General features: G+C 64.1%; 16 protein-coding genes. 10 read left to right on the forward strand and 6 right to left on the reverse strand.

The annotated features are described in order from the left end of the window. Positions 1–16: 16 nt before the first annotated feature. The 6 genes from E8Q40_RS09825 (at position 17) to E8Q40_RS09850 (ending at position 5,930) form a co-directional block, all read left to right on the forward strand. A complete protein-coding gene (locus tag E8Q40_RS09825; protein ID WP_137044201.1) occupies positions 17–1,402 on the forward strand; it encodes a DegQ family serine endoprotease in 1,386 nt (461 codons plus the stop codon). A gap of 2 nt (positions 1,403–1,404) precedes the next feature. Further along, positions 1,405–2,739, forward strand: coding sequence for a replication-associated recombination protein A (locus E8Q40_RS09830; protein WP_137044204.1), 1,335 nt, complete (start codon positions 1,405–1,407; stop codon positions 2,737–2,739). Beyond that, positions 2,736–3,080 carry a hypothetical protein gene (locus E8Q40_RS09835; RefSeq protein WP_137044206.1) on the forward strand — a complete coding sequence of 115 codons (345 nt, stop codon included), beginning with the start codon at positions 2,736–2,738 and terminating at the stop codon, positions 3,078–3,080. The genes E8Q40_RS09830 and E8Q40_RS09835 overlap by 4 nt, the downstream gene beginning before the upstream one ends. Positions 3,081–3,087: 7 nt before the next feature. After that, complete coding sequence (locus E8Q40_RS09840) at positions 3,088–3,909, forward strand: arylamine N-acetyltransferase (RefSeq protein ID WP_205995755.1); 822 nt, start codon at positions 3,088–3,090, stop codon at positions 3,907–3,909. Next, positions 3,906–5,417: an RluA family pseudouridine synthase gene (locus E8Q40_RS09845; RefSeq protein ID WP_137044209.1), complete on the forward strand. Its 1,512-nt coding sequence runs from the start codon at positions 3,906–3,908 to the stop codon at positions 5,415–5,417. The genes E8Q40_RS09840 and E8Q40_RS09845 overlap by 4 nt, the downstream gene beginning before the upstream one ends. Before the next feature lie 153 nt (positions 5,418–5,570). After that, complete coding sequence (locus tag E8Q40_RS09850) at positions 5,571–5,930, forward strand: hypothetical protein (protein WP_137044211.1); 360 nt, start codon at positions 5,571–5,573, stop codon at positions 5,928–5,930. A 3-nt stretch (positions 5,931–5,933) separates the two neighbouring features. Here the strand turns inward: E8Q40_RS09850 and E8Q40_RS09855 are convergent, their stop codons facing one another. Further along, positions 5,934–6,770, reverse strand: a complete 837-nt coding sequence (locus E8Q40_RS09855) for a formate/nitrite transporter family protein (protein ID WP_137044212.1) — start codon at positions 6,768–6,770, stop codon at positions 5,934–5,936. A gap of 114 nt (positions 6,771–6,884) precedes the next feature. Here E8Q40_RS09855 and E8Q40_RS09860 point away from each other — a divergent pair, with 114 nt between their 5' ends. The 3 genes from E8Q40_RS09860 to E8Q40_RS09870 are packed head-to-tail and all read left to right on the forward strand — an operon-like array spanning position 6,885 to position 8,180. Beyond that, positions 6,885–7,202, forward strand: coding sequence for a helix-turn-helix transcriptional regulator (locus E8Q40_RS09860; protein ID WP_137044214.1), 318 nt, complete (start codon positions 6,885–6,887; stop codon positions 7,200–7,202). Beyond that, entirely contained in the window at positions 7,195–7,632 is a 438-nt protein-coding gene (locus tag E8Q40_RS09865) for an SRPBCC family protein (protein WP_137044216.1), read from the forward strand. Before E8Q40_RS09860 ends, E8Q40_RS09865 begins: the two co-directional genes overlap by 8 nt. Beyond that, entirely contained in the window at positions 7,629–8,180 is a 552-nt protein-coding gene (locus E8Q40_RS09870; protein ID WP_137044218.1) for an SRPBCC domain-containing protein, read from the forward strand. The genes E8Q40_RS09865 and E8Q40_RS09870 overlap by 4 nt, the downstream gene beginning before the upstream one ends. Before the next feature lie 112 nt (positions 8,181–8,292). On the opposite strand, the gene E8Q40_RS09875 is transcribed toward E8Q40_RS09870, so the two are convergent. The 4 genes from E8Q40_RS09875 to E8Q40_RS09890 form a co-directional block, all read right to left on the reverse strand. After that, positions 8,293–9,243 carry an aldo/keto reductase gene (locus tag E8Q40_RS09875; RefSeq protein ID WP_137044220.1) on the reverse strand — a complete coding sequence of 317 codons (951 nt, stop codon included), beginning with the start codon at positions 9,241–9,243 and terminating at the stop codon, positions 8,293–8,295. 161 nt (positions 9,244–9,404) lie between these two features. Next, positions 9,405–10,460, reverse strand: a complete 1,056-nt coding sequence (locus E8Q40_RS09880; protein WP_137044221.1) for a 2-oxoacid:ferredoxin oxidoreductase subunit beta — start codon at positions 10,458–10,460, stop codon at positions 9,405–9,407. Continuing rightward, positions 10,457–12,301, reverse strand: a complete 1,845-nt coding sequence (locus E8Q40_RS09885) for a 2-oxoacid:acceptor oxidoreductase subunit alpha (protein WP_168197792.1) — start codon at positions 12,299–12,301, stop codon at positions 10,457–10,459. The genes E8Q40_RS09880 and E8Q40_RS09885 overlap by 4 nt, the downstream gene beginning before the upstream one ends. Beyond that, positions 12,271–14,073, reverse strand: a complete 1,803-nt coding sequence (locus E8Q40_RS09890) for an FAD-dependent oxidoreductase (RefSeq protein WP_137044225.1) — start codon at positions 14,071–14,073, stop codon at positions 12,271–12,273. Before E8Q40_RS09890 ends, E8Q40_RS09885 begins: the two co-directional genes overlap by 31 nt. Positions 14,074–14,389: 316 nt before the next feature. On the opposite strand from E8Q40_RS09890, the gene E8Q40_RS09895 reads away from it, so the two are divergent. Next, positions 14,390–15,163: an ATP12 family chaperone protein gene (locus E8Q40_RS09895; RefSeq protein WP_137044227.1), complete on the forward strand. Its 774-nt coding sequence runs from the start codon at positions 14,390–14,392 to the stop codon at positions 15,161–15,163. A 176-nt stretch (positions 15,164–15,339) separates the two neighbouring features. Here E8Q40_RS09895 and E8Q40_RS09900 read toward each other — a convergent pair whose 3' ends face one another. Continuing rightward, complete coding sequence (locus E8Q40_RS09900; protein ID WP_137044228.1) at positions 15,340–15,804, reverse strand: DoxX family protein; 465 nt, start codon at positions 15,802–15,804, stop codon at positions 15,340–15,342. Positions 15,805–15,808: the final 4 nt, after the last annotated feature.

The raw sequence follows: 15,808 nt of genomic DNA on the forward strand, positions 1-15,808 counted from the left end.
TTGCCGGGACTTCTCAATGATCCGCTCGATTGTTGCCGCTCTTGTTCTTGTCGCTGCTTCGGCTGCGGCCGCGCCGGCGCAGGACCGCCGTGTGCCGACCGCCAATGAAGTGCGGCTGTCCTATTCGCCGATCGTCAAACACGTGTCGCCCGCGGTGGTGAACGTCTACGCCGCCAAGACCGTGCAGACGCGCAATCCGTTGTTCGACGATCCGATCTTCCGTCGCTTCTTCGGCGGCGGGCCGGGCGGCCCGAACCAGGTCCAGCGCTCGCTCGGCTCCGGCGTCATCGTCGATCCGACGGGACTGATCGTGACCAATGTCCACGTCATCGAAGGCGCTGACGAGATCAAGGTCTCGCTCGCGGACAAGCGCGAGTTCGAGGCGACCGTGGTGCTGAAGGACCCGCGCACCGATCTGGCCGTGATGCGCATCAAGGACGGCGCCGCCTTTCCGTTCCTTGAATTCGCCAACTCCGATGCCCTCGAGGTCGGCGATCTTGTGCTTGCCATCGGCAATCCGTTCGGCGTCGGTCAGACGGTGACGCACGGCATCGTCTCGGCGCTGGCGCGCACCCAGGTCGGCGTGTCCGACTATCAATTCTTCATCCAGACCGATGCCGCCATCAATCCCGGCAATTCCGGCGGCGCGCTGGTCGATATCGGCGGCAAGCTCGTCGGCATCAACACCGCGATCTTCTCGCGCTCCGGCGGCTCGCAGGGCGTCGGCTTCGCCATTCCCGCCAACATGGTGCGCGTCGTGGTCGCCTCCGCCAAAGCCGGCGGCAGCGGGGTGCGCCGGCCCTGGCTCGGCGCCACGCTGCAGAGCGTGACCCCCGACATTGCCGACGGTCTCAATCTCAAGCGCCCGACCGGTGCGCTCGTTGCCAGCGTGCGGCCGGATGGGCCGGCGGCCAAGGCCGGGCTGAAGGCCGGCGACCTCATTGTTTCAATCGACGGTCAGGACGTCGATGACAGCAACGCCTTCGATTATCGCTTCGCCACCAAGCCGCTTGGGGGAACGGCCAAACTTGGCATCGTGCGGGGCGGCCGCGACATGGCCGCGACCATCGAACTTGCGACCGCGCCCGACGCACCGCGTGACGAGATCACCATCACCGCACGTTCGCCCTTTGCCGGCGCGCGTGTCGCCAATCTCTCGCCGGCGCTGGCCGATGAACTGCAACTGCAGAATGTCGATCAAGGCGTGGTCATCGTCGGCACCGACGACGGCTCGGTCGCCGGCAGCCTTGGCTTTCAGCGTGGCGATGTGATCCAGGAAGTCAACGGCAAGCCGATCGGCCGGACGCGGGATCTCGATCGCATCGCGCATGCGCCGGCCAATGGCTGGCGCATCATCATCCTGCGGCGCGGGCAGAAGATCTCCGCAATGTTCGGGGGCTGACGATGGTCGCGCGCGGCAAGCAAAGCGGGCCGTCTCTGTTTGCCGCCGCCGGCCTCGAGCGCGATGCGCCGCGGCCGCTGGCCGACCGCTTGCGCCCGCAAAAGCTCGACGAGGTCGTGGGGCAGGACCATCTGCTCGGCCCGGATGGCGTGCTCACGCGCATGCTGGGAACGCGCTCGCTTGGCTCGATGATTTTCTGGGGCCCGCCCGGCACCGGCAAGACCACGGTGGCGCGGCTGCTGGCGCAGGCGACCGACCTGCATTTCGAGCAGATTTCGGCGATCTTCACCGGCGTCGCCGACCTCAAGAAGGTGTTCGAGGAAGCGCGCCGCCGCCGCGAACTGGGGCAGGGCACGCTGCTCTTCGTCGACGAGGTGCATCGTTTCAACCGCGCCCAGCAGGACTCGTTCTTGCCGGTGATGGAAGACGGCACCATCGTGCTGGTCGGCGCCACCACGGAGAATCCGTCTTTCGAGCTCAACGCCGCGCTTCTGTCGCGCGCGCGGGTGCTGGTGTTCAAATCGCTCGGCCCCGACGACGTCGAGCAACTCCTCGAACGCGCCGAACACATCGAAGGCAGGCCGCTCCCCCTCGACGAAAACGCGCGGCTGATGCTGGCCGGTATGGCGGACGGCGACGGTCGCGCTTCGCTGACCTTGGCGGAGGAAGTCTGGCGCGCCGCGCGGCCGGATGAAATCTTCGACAGCGTCAAGCTGCAGGAGATCGTGCAGCGCCGCGCGCCGATCTACGACAAGTCGCAGGACGGCCATTACAATCTCATATCGGCGCTGCATAAGTCGGTGCGCGGCTCCGATCCAGATGCAGCTCTCTATTATCTCGCGCGCATGTTCGATGCCGGCGAGCCGCCGCTCTATATCGCGCGCCGCGTCGTGCGCATGGCGATCGAGGATATCGGCCTGGCCGATCCGCAGGCGCTCGTCATCGCCAACGCCGCCAAGGACGCTTTCGACTTTCTCGGCTCGCCGGAAGGCGAACTCGCTATCGCGCAGGCCGTGATCTATTGCGCCACGGCGCCGAAATCGAATGCCGGCTACAAGGCCTATGGCGCGGCACGGCAGGTTGCGAAGACGGCGGGCTCCCTGGTGCCGCCCAAGCACATCCTCAATGCGCCGACCAATCTGATGAAAGAGGAAGGTTACGGCCGCGGCTACGCCTACGACCACGACGCGGAGGACGCCTTCTCGGGCCAGAACTATTTTCCCGATGCGCTGCCCCGCCAGCAGTTCTACAACCCGCCGGAGCGCGGATTCGAGCGTGAGATCAGGAAGCGGCTGGACTACTGGGCCAGACTGCGCCGGGAGAAGGGCGGGGAATGATCGCGTTTCGGGGGCTTCTAACGGCGTCGCTAGTGATTGCAGCGGCGCCGGCCGCTGCGGCCGATGCCATCGCCGGCCGCTGGGGCGACGAGGCCTCGTGCAACGCCGCGTTCTTCTCGGCCGATGCACCGCTGACGGTGAGCAACTACGCCGTGCGCTGGAAGGGCGATTCCTGCCGCGTCGGTCGCATGTACAAGACCGGCGATACCGTCCATATCCAGGCCTTGTGCTGGGATATGGCCGGCGAGCGCTCCATTCCGGTGGCGCTGCGGCCCCATGGCGGCAAGTTATCGGTGACCTGGGATCGCGCGCTTCGCGCCGAGCTCAGACGCTGTCCGTGAGGAGATGATGAGCGATACGATCGATCTCGATGCCTACATGGCCCGCATCGGCTATGACGGCCCGCGCGTGCCGACGCTGGAGACCCTGCGCGAACTACACCGCCTGCATCCGGCGGCCATCGCCTTCGAGAACCTCGATCCGCTGCTCGGCCGCCCGGTGCCGATCGACCGGGCCTCGCTCGAGAACAAGCTGGTTCATGCCGGGCGCGGCGGCTACTGCTTCGAACAGAATCTGCTGTTCTCCCATGTGCTGCGGGCCCTGGGTTACAAGTTCAACGAGCACACCGCGCGCGTCGTTTGGAATCGTCCCGAGGGCGTGCGCACGCAGCGCTCGCATTTGCTGCTGGTCGTCGATATTGACGGCACGCGTTACGTTTCCGATGTCGGTTTCGGCGGCAACGTGCTGACCGCGCCACTGCTGCTCGACGATTCCTCGCCGCAGCAGACGCCGCACGAACCGTACCGGATCGTGCGCGAGGGCGAGGACTACATCGTCGAGTTCAATCCGCGCGGCGAATGGCTCAGGCTGCTGCGCTTCGATTTGTCGGAGCAGATCTACGAGGATCATGTGCAAAGCAACTGGTTCGTTTCGACCCATCCGCAGTCGATCTTTACGAAGCAGTTGATGGGCGCGCGGGCTCTGCCGGGCAAGCGCTATGCGCTGGCGAACAACATGCTGACCGTGCATCACATGGATGGCGGCAGCGACAAACGCGCGCTCGGCGCAAACGAATTGCGCGACGCGCTCACCGACCTGTTCGATATCAATCTCGACGGTCTTCACGGTCTCGATGACGCGCTGGCGCGTCTAACCAATGGTGTCGCATGAAACGTGGCGGTGGCAGAAAAGGTCCGCGTCAGCCGGGCGGCGGCAAGCAGACGGCAGGTCCACGCAAAGGCGGCCGGCCGGTCGAGGGGCGGGGTGGTCGCAAGGATCGCTTCGGCGGGCGCGGCGGCAAGTCGCGCTTCGAGGACGAACGCAGCGAGCGCAAGTCTGGCGGCAGAACCGCCGGGAAATCTGCGAGCAGGTCGGCCGGCAAGTTCGGTGGTGAACGCCGCGATGACAAGCCGCGCGCGGCCGGAGATCGTCCGCGTGGAAAGTCTAGCGTTGAGCGCTCGTCTGCCCCCCTCCCTCCGCGTAGCGTAGCGAAGCGGCGGGGAGGGGCGAAAGGCGGCCCGCGGCCGCCGTCTTTCTCAAAAGACTTGCCGACGCATAGCGTCGGCTTTGGTGGGGGGCGCTTCAATCAAGATGCCCCCACCCCGGCCGCTGCGCGGCCGACCCTCCCCACTGCTCGCGAGCGCTCGCCGGGGGAGGGTATAAGCCCCGAGCTCGCCGCTGCCACCAAGGTCCAGACCGTCACGGTAACGCCGGACGAGAACGGCATGCGCGTCGATCGTTTCTTCGAGGCCCGGTTTCCGGGCCTGTCCTTCAGTCACATCCAGCGCATCGTTCGCAAGGGCGAGGTGCGGGTGGACGGCAAGCGCACCGAGCCGAAGTCCCGGCTCGAGGCCGGCCAGCAGGTCCGCATTCCGCCGCTGCAACTCGCGGCGCCGCGCCTGCGCGAGGATTCGCCGCAAGTGCTTAAGGATCGCGAATATCTGCATTCGATTACCTTGGCCGAGGACGACGATGTGCTCGTGCTCAACAAGCCGATGGGGCTGGCCGTGCAGGGTGGCTCCGGCACGACGCGCCATGTCGATGGCCTACTGGAAGCGCTGCGCGGTCCGGGGAAAGACGCGCAAAAGCCGCGTCTGGTGCATCGCCTCGACAAGGATACGGCGGGCTGCCTGCTGATCGCCAAGACGCGCTTTGCCGCCGCCGCGCTCGCCAAGACCTTCCGCACCCGCTCGGCGCGAAAGATCTACTGGGCGCTGGTCGCGGGCGTGCCGAAGCCGCGTCAGGGTCGTATCTCGACCTATCTCGCCAAGCAGGAGATGGAAGAAGACTCATTCATGCGCGTTGCGCAGCATGGCGAGAGAGACGCCGTGCACGCGGTGACCTATTACGCCGTGGTCGAGACCTCGGCGCAGAAGCTGGCCTGGGTGTCGCTCAAGCCGGTCACCGGCCGCACGCACCAGCTTCGCGCCCATATGGCGCATATCGGCAATCCAATCGTCGGCGATCCGAAATACTTCAATATCGAAAACTGGGAGCTGCCCGGCGGTATCCAGAACAAGCTGCATCTTCTCGCGCGCCGCATCGTCGTGCCGCACCCGCGCGGCGGCACCATCGACGTGTCGGCGCCGCTGCCGCCGCATATGCAGCAATCGTGGAATCTGCTTGGGCTCGACGCCGAGCGCTTCGATCCGATCGTCGATGCGCCGGACGAGGACTAAAGCGTTTTCGAGCGAAGTGGAAATCGGATCGCGTGAAGAAAACTCGTCAAAACAAGAAGCTAGAGCCCCGGTTTTGATTCTATCAAAGCCGGAAAGGCTCTAGGCGAAGATGCCCTGCGTCCCCATCTAAAGATGATGAAACGCGGGTTCTGCATGGTTCTTGTCGCGTTGGCGGTAATTACCGCTGCGCCTGCGGCTGCGCAGAACGATCCCTATACGATCATGAAGCCCGAGCCGTGGCTGCCGCCGAAGTACCAGTCGCCGCGCAGCGCGGAGACCGTGCCGCCGCCGTCTCACGTTTTGCCGCCCGCGCCCCGCGACCGCGTTCCGCCGGCGATCGTGGTGCCGCAAACCGGTCGCGTGCTGCCGAACTTGCCGACTTTGTCGCCCTCCGGGCCGAACGGCACCGAGACCGGGCAGGACCGCGCCGCGCGCTGCGCCCATCAACTCGGCGTTTACGGCGCGGAGGCGGGCAACCCGGCGGCTTATCTCGGCAGTTGCGTTAATCAGTGACGCTTAGATCTCATCCTTGACCTGCGCGTATGAAAGCACCGCGAACAGGCAAGTGCCGCCGACCATGTTGCCGGCGAGCACGGGCAGGGCGAATTTCACGATCGCCTCCCACCACGCCCAGTCTCCGTTGATGACGAGCAGATAGGCTTCGAGCGAGCCGGCAACGATATGGGTGAACCCACCCGCCGCGATCAGATAGGTCATCAGGGTGACGACGATGAACTTGGCGCTCTCGGCGCTCGGGATCATCCACACCATGGCGGCGATGAGAAAGCCGGACGCAATGCCGGCGAAGAACATCTGCGGTACGTCGAGCTTGAGCAGCGATCGGCTCACCTCGATCATGCCTTCGTAGAGCTCCGGACTCAGCACCGGCGTGAAAGCGCAGAACAATGCGGCAAACAATGTGCCCGCGAGATTTGCGGCGAGCACGATTCCCCACAGCCGCCCCATCTGCCAGATCGTTGTCGGCGACAGGTTCTTGAGCACCGGCAGCACGGCAGTGATGGTGCTTTCGGTGAACAATTGCTGGCGCGCCAGGATCACCATGAGGAAGCCAACGCTGTAGCCGAGGTCGGCGATCAGGGGGCGCCATTCGGCATCGGGCAGGTGGGTGATGAGGATCGCTTCTGCGAGCACCGAGAAGCTGATCGAAAGCCCGGCCGCGATGCCCGACCACCACAGGGAGGTGGCGGGGCGCTCCATTTCCTCTTCGCCAAGGCGGCGCACGATCTCATAGATCACCGGCACGCGCGGCGCCGATAATTCCTCGACGTCGCGCACTTCTTCATCGGTGATGCCGCGGCCATTCTTCGCCGCCGGCGATTTCCGCTTCGCCATGTGGTCCCATCCTGCGTGGAAGTTCCGCGTTAACGCGCAGGCGTGTCGCCAAGTTCCGCTTTCGGAACAGGCCGTCGGACTTGACAGGCAACCAAATGGTTGCATATTGTATTCATGGATCTGGTGTTCAAAGCCCTTGCCGATGAGAGCCGCAGACGGCTGCTCGACCGGCTGCGCGCCGACAACGGCCAGACCCTCAACCAGCTTTGTGCCGGTCTGCCGGGCATGACGCGGCAGGCGGTGAGCAAGCATCTCGCCCTCCTGGAGGAGGCGAACCTGATCGCGGCCATCAAGCGTGGCCGCGAGAAGCTGCACTATCTCAACCCAGTGCCGATCCACGAGATCGCCGAACGCTGGATCGGGAAATTCGAGCGCTCGCGCCTCGACGCGTTGAGCCAGTTGAAGAAAGCGTTGGAGGCGCGTGATGAGTAAGGCGTCGCATGTCTACGTCACCTATATCCGTGCCACGCCGGCCGAGGTGTGGCGCGCAATCACCGACCCGGAACTGAGTGGCCGTTATTGGGGCCACAGCAATGTGTCCGACTGGACCGTGGGCAGTGCCTGGGAGCATCGGCGCATCGACGCGTCGAAGAAGATTGACCTCATCGGTACAGTTCTCGAAAGCGATGCACCACGTCGTCTCGTCATAACATGGGCATTTCCCGGCGAGGCCGATCAGTCCGGCAAGGTGTCGCGGGTTGCGTTCGACATCGAGGCGCACAAGGACGACATGGTGCGTCTGACCGTCAGTCATACCGATCTCGAGCCGGACGGCGAGATGGAGCGCGGCATCACTGAAGGCTGGCCGGTGGTTCTGTCATCGTTGAAGAGTTTTATCGAGACCGGGAGGGGACTGCTATGAACCGGCCACAGACCATGCTCGATCCGACCTCCTTCAAACCCAAGAGCGTCTATCGCACCTACATCGCCGCAACGCCGGAGAAGGTCTGGCAGGCACTGGTCGATCCATCGTTCACCACGCGGTATTTCTTTGGCCTGTCGGCCGAGGTCGAACCACGCACGGGCGGCCGCTTCCGCCTGTTGTGGCCGGACGGCCGTGAGCATATCACCGGCGAGGTCGTGGATTGGTCGCCGCCGCGCCGGTTGTGCGTGAGCTGGGACATCCAGAACATGCCGCCATTCTCGGAATTGCCGACTACGCTCGTTACCTATGACATCGAGCCCGCCGGCGCGGTGACACGGCTGACCATGACAGAGTCGCACGACTGGGACGTGCCGCGCGAGATCATGATCGGCGGCGAAGAAGGTTGGCCGAAGATCATCAGCGGACTCAAGAGCCTGCTGGAGACGGGTAATCCACTCACCTTCGACATGAGCGAAGGCCCGGCGCCGGAATTCGTCGCGGCCGTGCAGAAGGCGGCTGACGAGAAGCCGTGGTTGAAGAAATAACCTCTGTCATTCCGGGGCGCGGCCGTAGGTCGCGAGCCCGGAATCCATAACCCCGGTTCGTGAATATGGATTCTGGGTCCGCGCGTCACACGCGCGTCCCGGAATGACCGCGTCAATAGGCGCTCGCCTTGTCCAGCGTCGTCATATCCTCCTTCGACAGCATAAGTTTCGCCGCGCGGAGAATGTCGTGAAGCTGATCGAGCGTGGTGGCGGAAGCGATCGGCGCCGTGATGGTGGGTTGCGCCATGAGCCACGCGAGGGCGACCTGCGCCGACGTCGCGGATTTCGCCTTGGCAACGTCAGCAAGCGCCTCGAGGATGGCGACGCCCCGGGCGTCGAAATAGTTCTTCACCTTGCCGCCGCGCGTCGGGCTTTTCGCGGCTTCTTCCTTGTTCTTGTATTTGCCGGTGAGAAAGCCGGCCGCCAGACCGTAATAGGGGATGACACCGAGCTGCTCGGTCGCCGCGATCGGCGCGTAGTCCCGTTCGTAGCCGGCGCGGTCGTGAAGATTGTAGAGCGGCTGTAGCGTCTCATAACGCGGCAGGCCGTGCTTGCCGCTGGCGTCGAGTGAAGCCTTGAGCCGCGCCGGGGACAGGTTTGACGCGCCAATGGCTCGCACCTTGCCGGCCTTGATGAGCGTGGCGTAGGCCTCGAGCGTTTCCTCGACCGGCGTCACCTCGTCGTCGAAATGGCTCTGGTAGAGGTCGATGGTCTCGATCTGCAGGCGTTTCAGCGATTCATCGGCCGACTTCAGGATGTAGTCCTTCTTGAGGCAACGGCCCTGGCCCATGTCGTTGCCGACCTTGGTCGCGACGACGACTTTGCCGCGCTTGCCGGATTTTTTCAGCCAGTGGCCGATGATGGTTTCGGACTCGCCGCCGGTGTGCCCCGACACCCAGCGCGAATAGCTGTCGGCGGTGTCGATGGCGTTGAAGCCGGCGTCAACGAAAGCATCGAGCAGCTTGTGCGAGGTCGTCTCGTCGGCGCTCCAGCCGAACACATTGCCGCCGAGCATCAGCGGCGCGATGGAGAGGCCGGAGCGGCCGAGGGGGCGGTGTTGCATGGGGACCTTCTTCCGCCTCATCCTGAGGAGGCCGTGAAGCGGCCGTCTCGAAGGATGGGGCGGCCACATGGTTCGAGACGCGCTCCTGTGGAGCGCTCCTCACCATGAGGCCGATCAGGTGCCTGAGACAAGCCCGGCCATGACAGAGGAGGGTTGTCGTATCAGCGCATGCTTGCGTTGAAGGCGTCGAGCGCCGCCGAGCCGGGGCAGAGGTCCTTGGTGCCCAGCGCATTGAGCGGCTTGTCCACCGTGTGCAGGTGGGCGTGTAGGTCTTCCGACTCCTTCTCGACGAACAAAAGGCCGGTAACGATCTGTCCCTTGGCGGCATGGTGTTGCAAAAAGCCAAGCGCGGCGGCGCGATCGTGGACTTCGTAATCGGCGTCGAGCTTGCGCAGCGCGACCTTGGAGCCGTCATGCTGCTCGACGATCTCCACTGTGCCCGGTTCCTGCTGAAGCTCGATGGGCATGCGCGTGGAAATGAAGTCAAGCCGGTTCACCGCCTCGTTGTGCTCGCGCACGAAGTCGAAGCTCTTGGTCGAGCCGGCGTGGTTGTTGAAGGCGACGCAAGGCGAAATGACGTCGAGGAAGGCCGCGCCCTTGTGCGCGATGGCGGCCTTGATGATCGGCACCAGTTGCTGCTTGTCGCCGGAGAAGGAGCGGGCAACGAAGGTCGCGCCCAGTTGCAGCGCCATGGCCACCATGTCGATGGAATTGTCGGTGTTGATGACGCCGCGCTTCGACTTGGAGCCGCGGTCGGCGGTGGCCGAGAACTGGCCTTTGGTCAGGCCGTAGACGCCATTGTTCTCGACGATATAGGTCATGTTGACGCCGCGCCGCAGGCAATGCGCGAACTGGCCGAGCCCGATGGAAGCGCTGTCGCCGTCGCCGGAGACGCCGAGATAGATCAGGTCGCGGTTGGCGAGATTGGCGCCGGTCAGCACCGACGGCATGCGGCCGTGCACCGAATTGAAGCCGTGCGAATTGCCGAGGAAATAGGTCGGTGTCTTTGACGAGCAGCCGATGCCGGAAATCTTGGCGACGCGGTGCGGCTCGATGGCCAGCTCGAAACAAGCCTGGATGATGGCGCCGGTGATCGAGTCATGTCCGCAGCCGGCGCAGAGCGTCGATACCGTGCCTTCATAATCGCGGTGGGTGTAGCCGAGTTCGTTCTTCGGCAGGCCCGGGTGATGGAATTTCGGCTTGGCGAGATAGGTCATGACGTTACTTTCGCGGGCTTCATCGTCATCTGGTCGAGGTGGTCGCCGATCGCTTTCGCGATGTAGCGCGCGGTGATCGGCGTGCCGTCGAAATGCAGGATCGGCACCAGCCGCACCGGGTCGATGCCGCATTCGTTGACGATCAGCGAGCGCAGCTGCGCATCGCGGTTCTGTTCGACGACGAAGACAAAGTCGTGGTCGGCGACGAAGGAGTTGACCGAGGAGTGGAACGGGAAGCCGCGCAGACGCATGCGGTCGAGGCCATGGCCGCGCGCCTCGATCATGTGGATCGCCTCGTCCATCGCCGGCGCGGTCGAGCCGAAATAGATGACGCCGTATTTGGAGGGCTTGGCCGCATTGGCGATCAGCGGCTTCGGCACGATGTCCTTGGCGGTTTCGAACTTGCGCAGCAGACGCTGCATGTTGTCGACGTAAGGCCCGCCTTCCTCGGTGTATTTGGCGTAGCGGTCGCGCGAGGTACCGCGGGTGAAGAACGAGCCCTTGGTCGGATGCGTGCCGGGATAGGTGCGGTAGGGAATGCCGTCGCCATCGACGTCGAGATAGCGGCCGAAATCCTTGCCGGCCTCGAGTTCCTCGTAGGTCATCACCTTGCCGCGGTCATAGGTGCGGCTGTCGTCCCACTGGAAAGGCCGGCACAAATGATGGTTCATGCCGATCTCCAGATCGAGCATGACGAAGACTGGTGTCTGCAGGCGGTCGGCGAGATCGAACGCCATGGCGCCCATCTCGAAGGCTTCCGCCGGGTTCTCCGGGAAGATCATCACGTGCTTGGTGTCGCCGTGCGAGGCATAGGCGCAGGAGATGAGGTCGCATTGCTGCGTGCGGGTCGGCATGCCGGTCGACGGGCCGGCGCGCTGCACGTTGAAGATCACCGCCGGAATTTCGGCGAAATAGGCAAGCCCGATGAATTCCTGCATCAGCGAGATGCCGGGGCCGGAGGTGGCGGTGAATGAGCGCGCGCCATTCCAGGCGGCGCCGATCACCATGCCGATGGAGGCGAGTTCGTCCTCGGCCTGCACGATGGCGTATTTGGCTCGTCTGGTCTCCGGGTCGACGCGGTACTTGGCGCACCATTTGGTGAAGGCGTCGGCCAGCGAAGATGACGGCGTGATCGGATACCAGGCGCAGACCGTGGCGCCGCCATAGACCGCGCCCAGCGCGGCAGCGGAGTTGCCCTCAACGAAAATCTTGTCGCCGACCTTGTCGGTCTTGCGCAGGCGCAGGCCGATCGGATGCGCCAGATTGAGAATGGCGTAATCGCGGCCGATATGAAGCGCCTTGACGTTCGGCCCTATCAGCTTGTCCTTGCCCTTGTACTGCTCGGCGATGAGCTGCTCGACCGCTGCGACGTCCAGTTCGAGCAACGCGGTCAGGACGCCGATATAGATGATGTTCTTGAACAGCTGCCGCTGGCGCGGATCGGTGTATTCGCGATTGCAGATCGCGGTCAGCGGCACACCGATGACCGTAATATCGTCGCGGAATTTCGATGGCGGATAAGGCTTGGTGGAGTCGTAGAGCAGATAACCGCCGGGTTCGATGCTCGCGATATCCTTGTCGAAAGTCTGCGGGTTCATCGCCACCATGAGATCAGTGCCGCCGCGGGCGCCGAGATGGCCGTCCTCGGTGACGCGCACCTCGTACCAGGTCGGCAGACCCTGAATGTTCGACGGGAAGATGTTGCGCGGCGCCACCGGGATGCCCATGCGCAGAATGGCGCGGGCGAACATCTCGTTGGCGCTCGCCGATCCCGAGCCGTTAACGTTGGCGAAGCGGACGACGAAGTCGTTTACGCGGCTGAGCGGCGTGGCGGTCGGCATGACGATCCTGCGTGGGTCATTTCCAGCAAATATTTCTGCATGTCCCAGGCGCCGGTTGGACAACGCTCGGCGCACAGGCCGCAATGCAGGCAGACGTCCTCGTCCTTGACCATGACGCGGCCGGTCTTGAGCCCGTCCTGCACGTAAAGGTCCTGGCTGAGATTGAGCGCCGGCACCATGAGCCGCTGGCGCAGCTCTTTCTCCTCGCCATTCGGCGTGAAGGTAATGCAGTCCATCGGGCAGATATCGACGCAGGCATCGCATTCGATGCACAGATTGGCGGAGAACACCGTCTGCACGTCGCAATTCAGGCAGCGGCCGGCTTCCTTGAGCGCCAGCTTGGCATCGAAGCCGAGTTCGACCTCGGCCTTGATGTCCTTCAGCGCCGTTCCCAGATCGCGCAGCGGCACCTTGAAGCGGTGGTCGGGCTCGATGGCATTGTCATAGGACCATTCATGGATGCCCATCTTCTGGCTAACGACCTCGACCGCGGGCAGGGGGCGCTCAGTGATGTCCTCACCGTTGAGCATCTTGTCGATCGACACCGCGGCCTCGTGGCCATGCGCCACCGCCCAGATGATGTTCTTGGGCCCGAAGGCGGCGTCGCCGCCGAAGAACACTTTCGGATGCGTCGAGCGGAAGGTGGTCGAGTCGACCTTCGGCATGTTCCACTGATCGAATTCGATACCGATGTCGCGCTCGATCCAGGGGAACGCGTTCTCCTGGCCGACGGCCACCAGCACGTCGTCGCAGGGAAAGTGCTGGTCCGGCTCACCTGCCGGCACGAGTTTCCGTCGGCCTTTCGCATCGAACTCGGCCTTCACTTTCTCGAAGGTGATGCCGGTGAGCTTGCCATTCGCGTGGGTGAATTCCTTGGGCACCAGGTAATTGTGGATCGGAATGCCCTCGTGCTGGGCGTCTTCCTTCTCCCACGGCGAGGCCTTCATCTCCTCGAAACCGGAGCGTACCACGACCTGCACGTCGTCACCGCCGAGACGGCGGGCGGAGCGGCAGCAGTCCATCGCGGTGTTACCGCCGCCGAGCACGATGACGCGCTTGCCGATCTTGTTGATGTGTCCGAACGACACAGACGACAGCCAGTCGATGCCGATATGGATGTTCGCCGCGCCTTCCTTGCGGCCGGGAATGTCGAGGTCGCGGCCGCGCGGCGCGCCGGTGCCGACAAAGATGGCGTCGAAATTTTCCGACAGCAGTTTCTTCATCGACTCGATCCGTGTGCCGCCACGGAATTCGACGCCGAGATTGAGGATGTAACCGGTCTCTTCGTCGATGACGCTATCGGGCAAACGGAATTTCGGGATCTGCGAGCGGATCATGCCGCCGGCTTTTTGATCGCCGTCGAACACCACGCATTCATAGCCGAGCGGAGCGAGATCGCGCGCCACGGTGAGCGATGCCGGGCCGCCGCCGACCAGCGCGATGCGCTTGCCGTTCTTCCTCTGCGGCTTCGGCGGCATGCGGGCCGCGACGTCGTCCTTCAAATCGGCGGCGACGCGCTTCAATCGGCAGATCGCCACCGGCTCTTCCTCGACGCGGCCGCGCCGGCAGGCCGGTTCGCAGGGACGGTCGCAGGTGCGCCCGAGCACACCTGGAAACACGTTCGATTGCCAGTTGATCATGTAGGCGTCGGAATACCGCCCATGCGCGATCAACCGGATATATTCGGGAACGGGTGTATGCGCCGGGCAGGCATACTGGCAGTCGACCACTTTGTGGAAGTACTGCGGGTCGGAAATGTCCGTCGTCTTCATTTCGTCCTCGACCGCGAGTGACGCGACGGCACTCTGGCGCCGCGCTTCGCGTACAGCCGCTTATCGCGGCCAATCCCCCCAGAGATCGGCCTGATTTCTACGCTCAGGCTCGACTCCTTGAAGATCATCATATGACTTGGAATAATTTTAGGCTACCGCCCGAAATGGCGCAGAGGTCGCAGGAGACGCTACGGGGCCGTCTTTCGCAACGCGGCATAACCATCTAAGAGGGCGAGCGAAATCGGCGCGAAAACGTGGATTTCATCGACTGTTGCGATGCAAGAGTGCATTTGATGTATGCGACAAATGGAATGTGATGCGCGATATTTTCAACGACATTTTTGAGAACCAGCCGAAGGACCCGATGGTTTCGGCGCGGCAGGGCGCCAAAGCGCCGCTGCGCAAGCGCTTCTACAAGGAGGCGCGGGCCGGCGAGGGCACTGACCGGGGTTATCCTCTGTTGCTTGACGGCAAGCCGGTGATGACGCCGGCGCGCCGGCCGCTTCTGGCGCCATCGCCGGACTTGGCCGAGGCGCTGGCGGGAGAGTGGCAGGCGCAGGAAAAAGAGATCGATCCGGCGCGCATGCCACTCACGCGGCTTGCCAATGTCATTGTCGATGGCATCGCACTGGCACCCGACGCGGTGGCCGACGAGATTGTGAAATATCTCGGCTCCGATCTGCTCTGCTACCGCGCCGATGAGCCGGCCGCGCTCGTCGCGCGGCAGAATGAATTGTGGAATCCCATTCTCGACTGGGCGCACGATGAACTCGGCGCACGCTTCGTGCTGGTTGAGGGCATCGTCTTTGCCGAGCAGCCGAAGGAAGCGATTGCCGCCGCGCGCGCTGCGCTGCCCTCACATCCGTGGCGTCTTGGCGCCATGGCATCGGTCACCAACATCACCGGCTCTGCGCTCATTGCTCTTGCGCTCAATGCCGGCGCCTTCGATGCCGATGCGCTGTGGGCCGCCGCGCATGTCGACGAAGACTTCCAGATGGCGCAATGGGGCCGCGATGAAGCCGCCATTATGCGCCGCGCCGCGCGCTTTGCCGAGTATGAGGCGGCGGCGAAGGTGTTGAAGCTGGTATGATGGCTGTCATTCCGGGGCGCGGGCATTTGGCCCGCGAGCCCGGAATCCATAACCCCGGCGCTGCGGAGTATGGATTCCGGGCCCGCCGCTTCGCGGCGTCCCGGAATGACAAAAAAGAAAGAGCGGACGCTTTCGCATCCGCTCTTTCTTGTCAGCTCGATGTTCGCAACCCGCGCTTAGAACTCGCGCGCGATCGCCGCATCGACCGAGTAGCGGCCGGCGCCGCGCAGCACGAACGAGAAGGCGACGATGGCCCAGAGCAGCGGGTACTCGTAGCCGCCATCGGTCCAGAAGAAGCCGGCCGGCAGATGCACGGTCAGAGCGACGACCATGAAGCCGGTGATCAGCGCCGCGACCGGGCGGGTGAGGAAGCCGGCGGCCAGCATGAGGCCGCCGACGAGTTCGATCAGGCCCGCGATCAGCGCGAAGGAGGCGGGCATGCCGAGCTTGGTGGCGAAGAACTGCCCGGTGGCTTCCAGGCCGTAGCCGCCAAAAGCGCCGAACAGTTTCTGCGCGCCATGCGGCACCAGCAGCAGGCCGGCCGCGACGCGGACGAGAGGCTCGCCGAGCGGGGCAAGCGCATTGGTGAGAGGAGCCAGCGCCGGGATGATCGGGCGGGCGGTGGTGGTCGCGGTAGTCATTTGG

The sequence above is a fragment of the Pseudolabrys sp. FHR47 genome (assembly GCF_005153485.1).
GTDB lineage: Bacteria > Pseudomonadota > Alphaproteobacteria > Rhizobiales > Xanthobacteraceae > Pseudolabrys.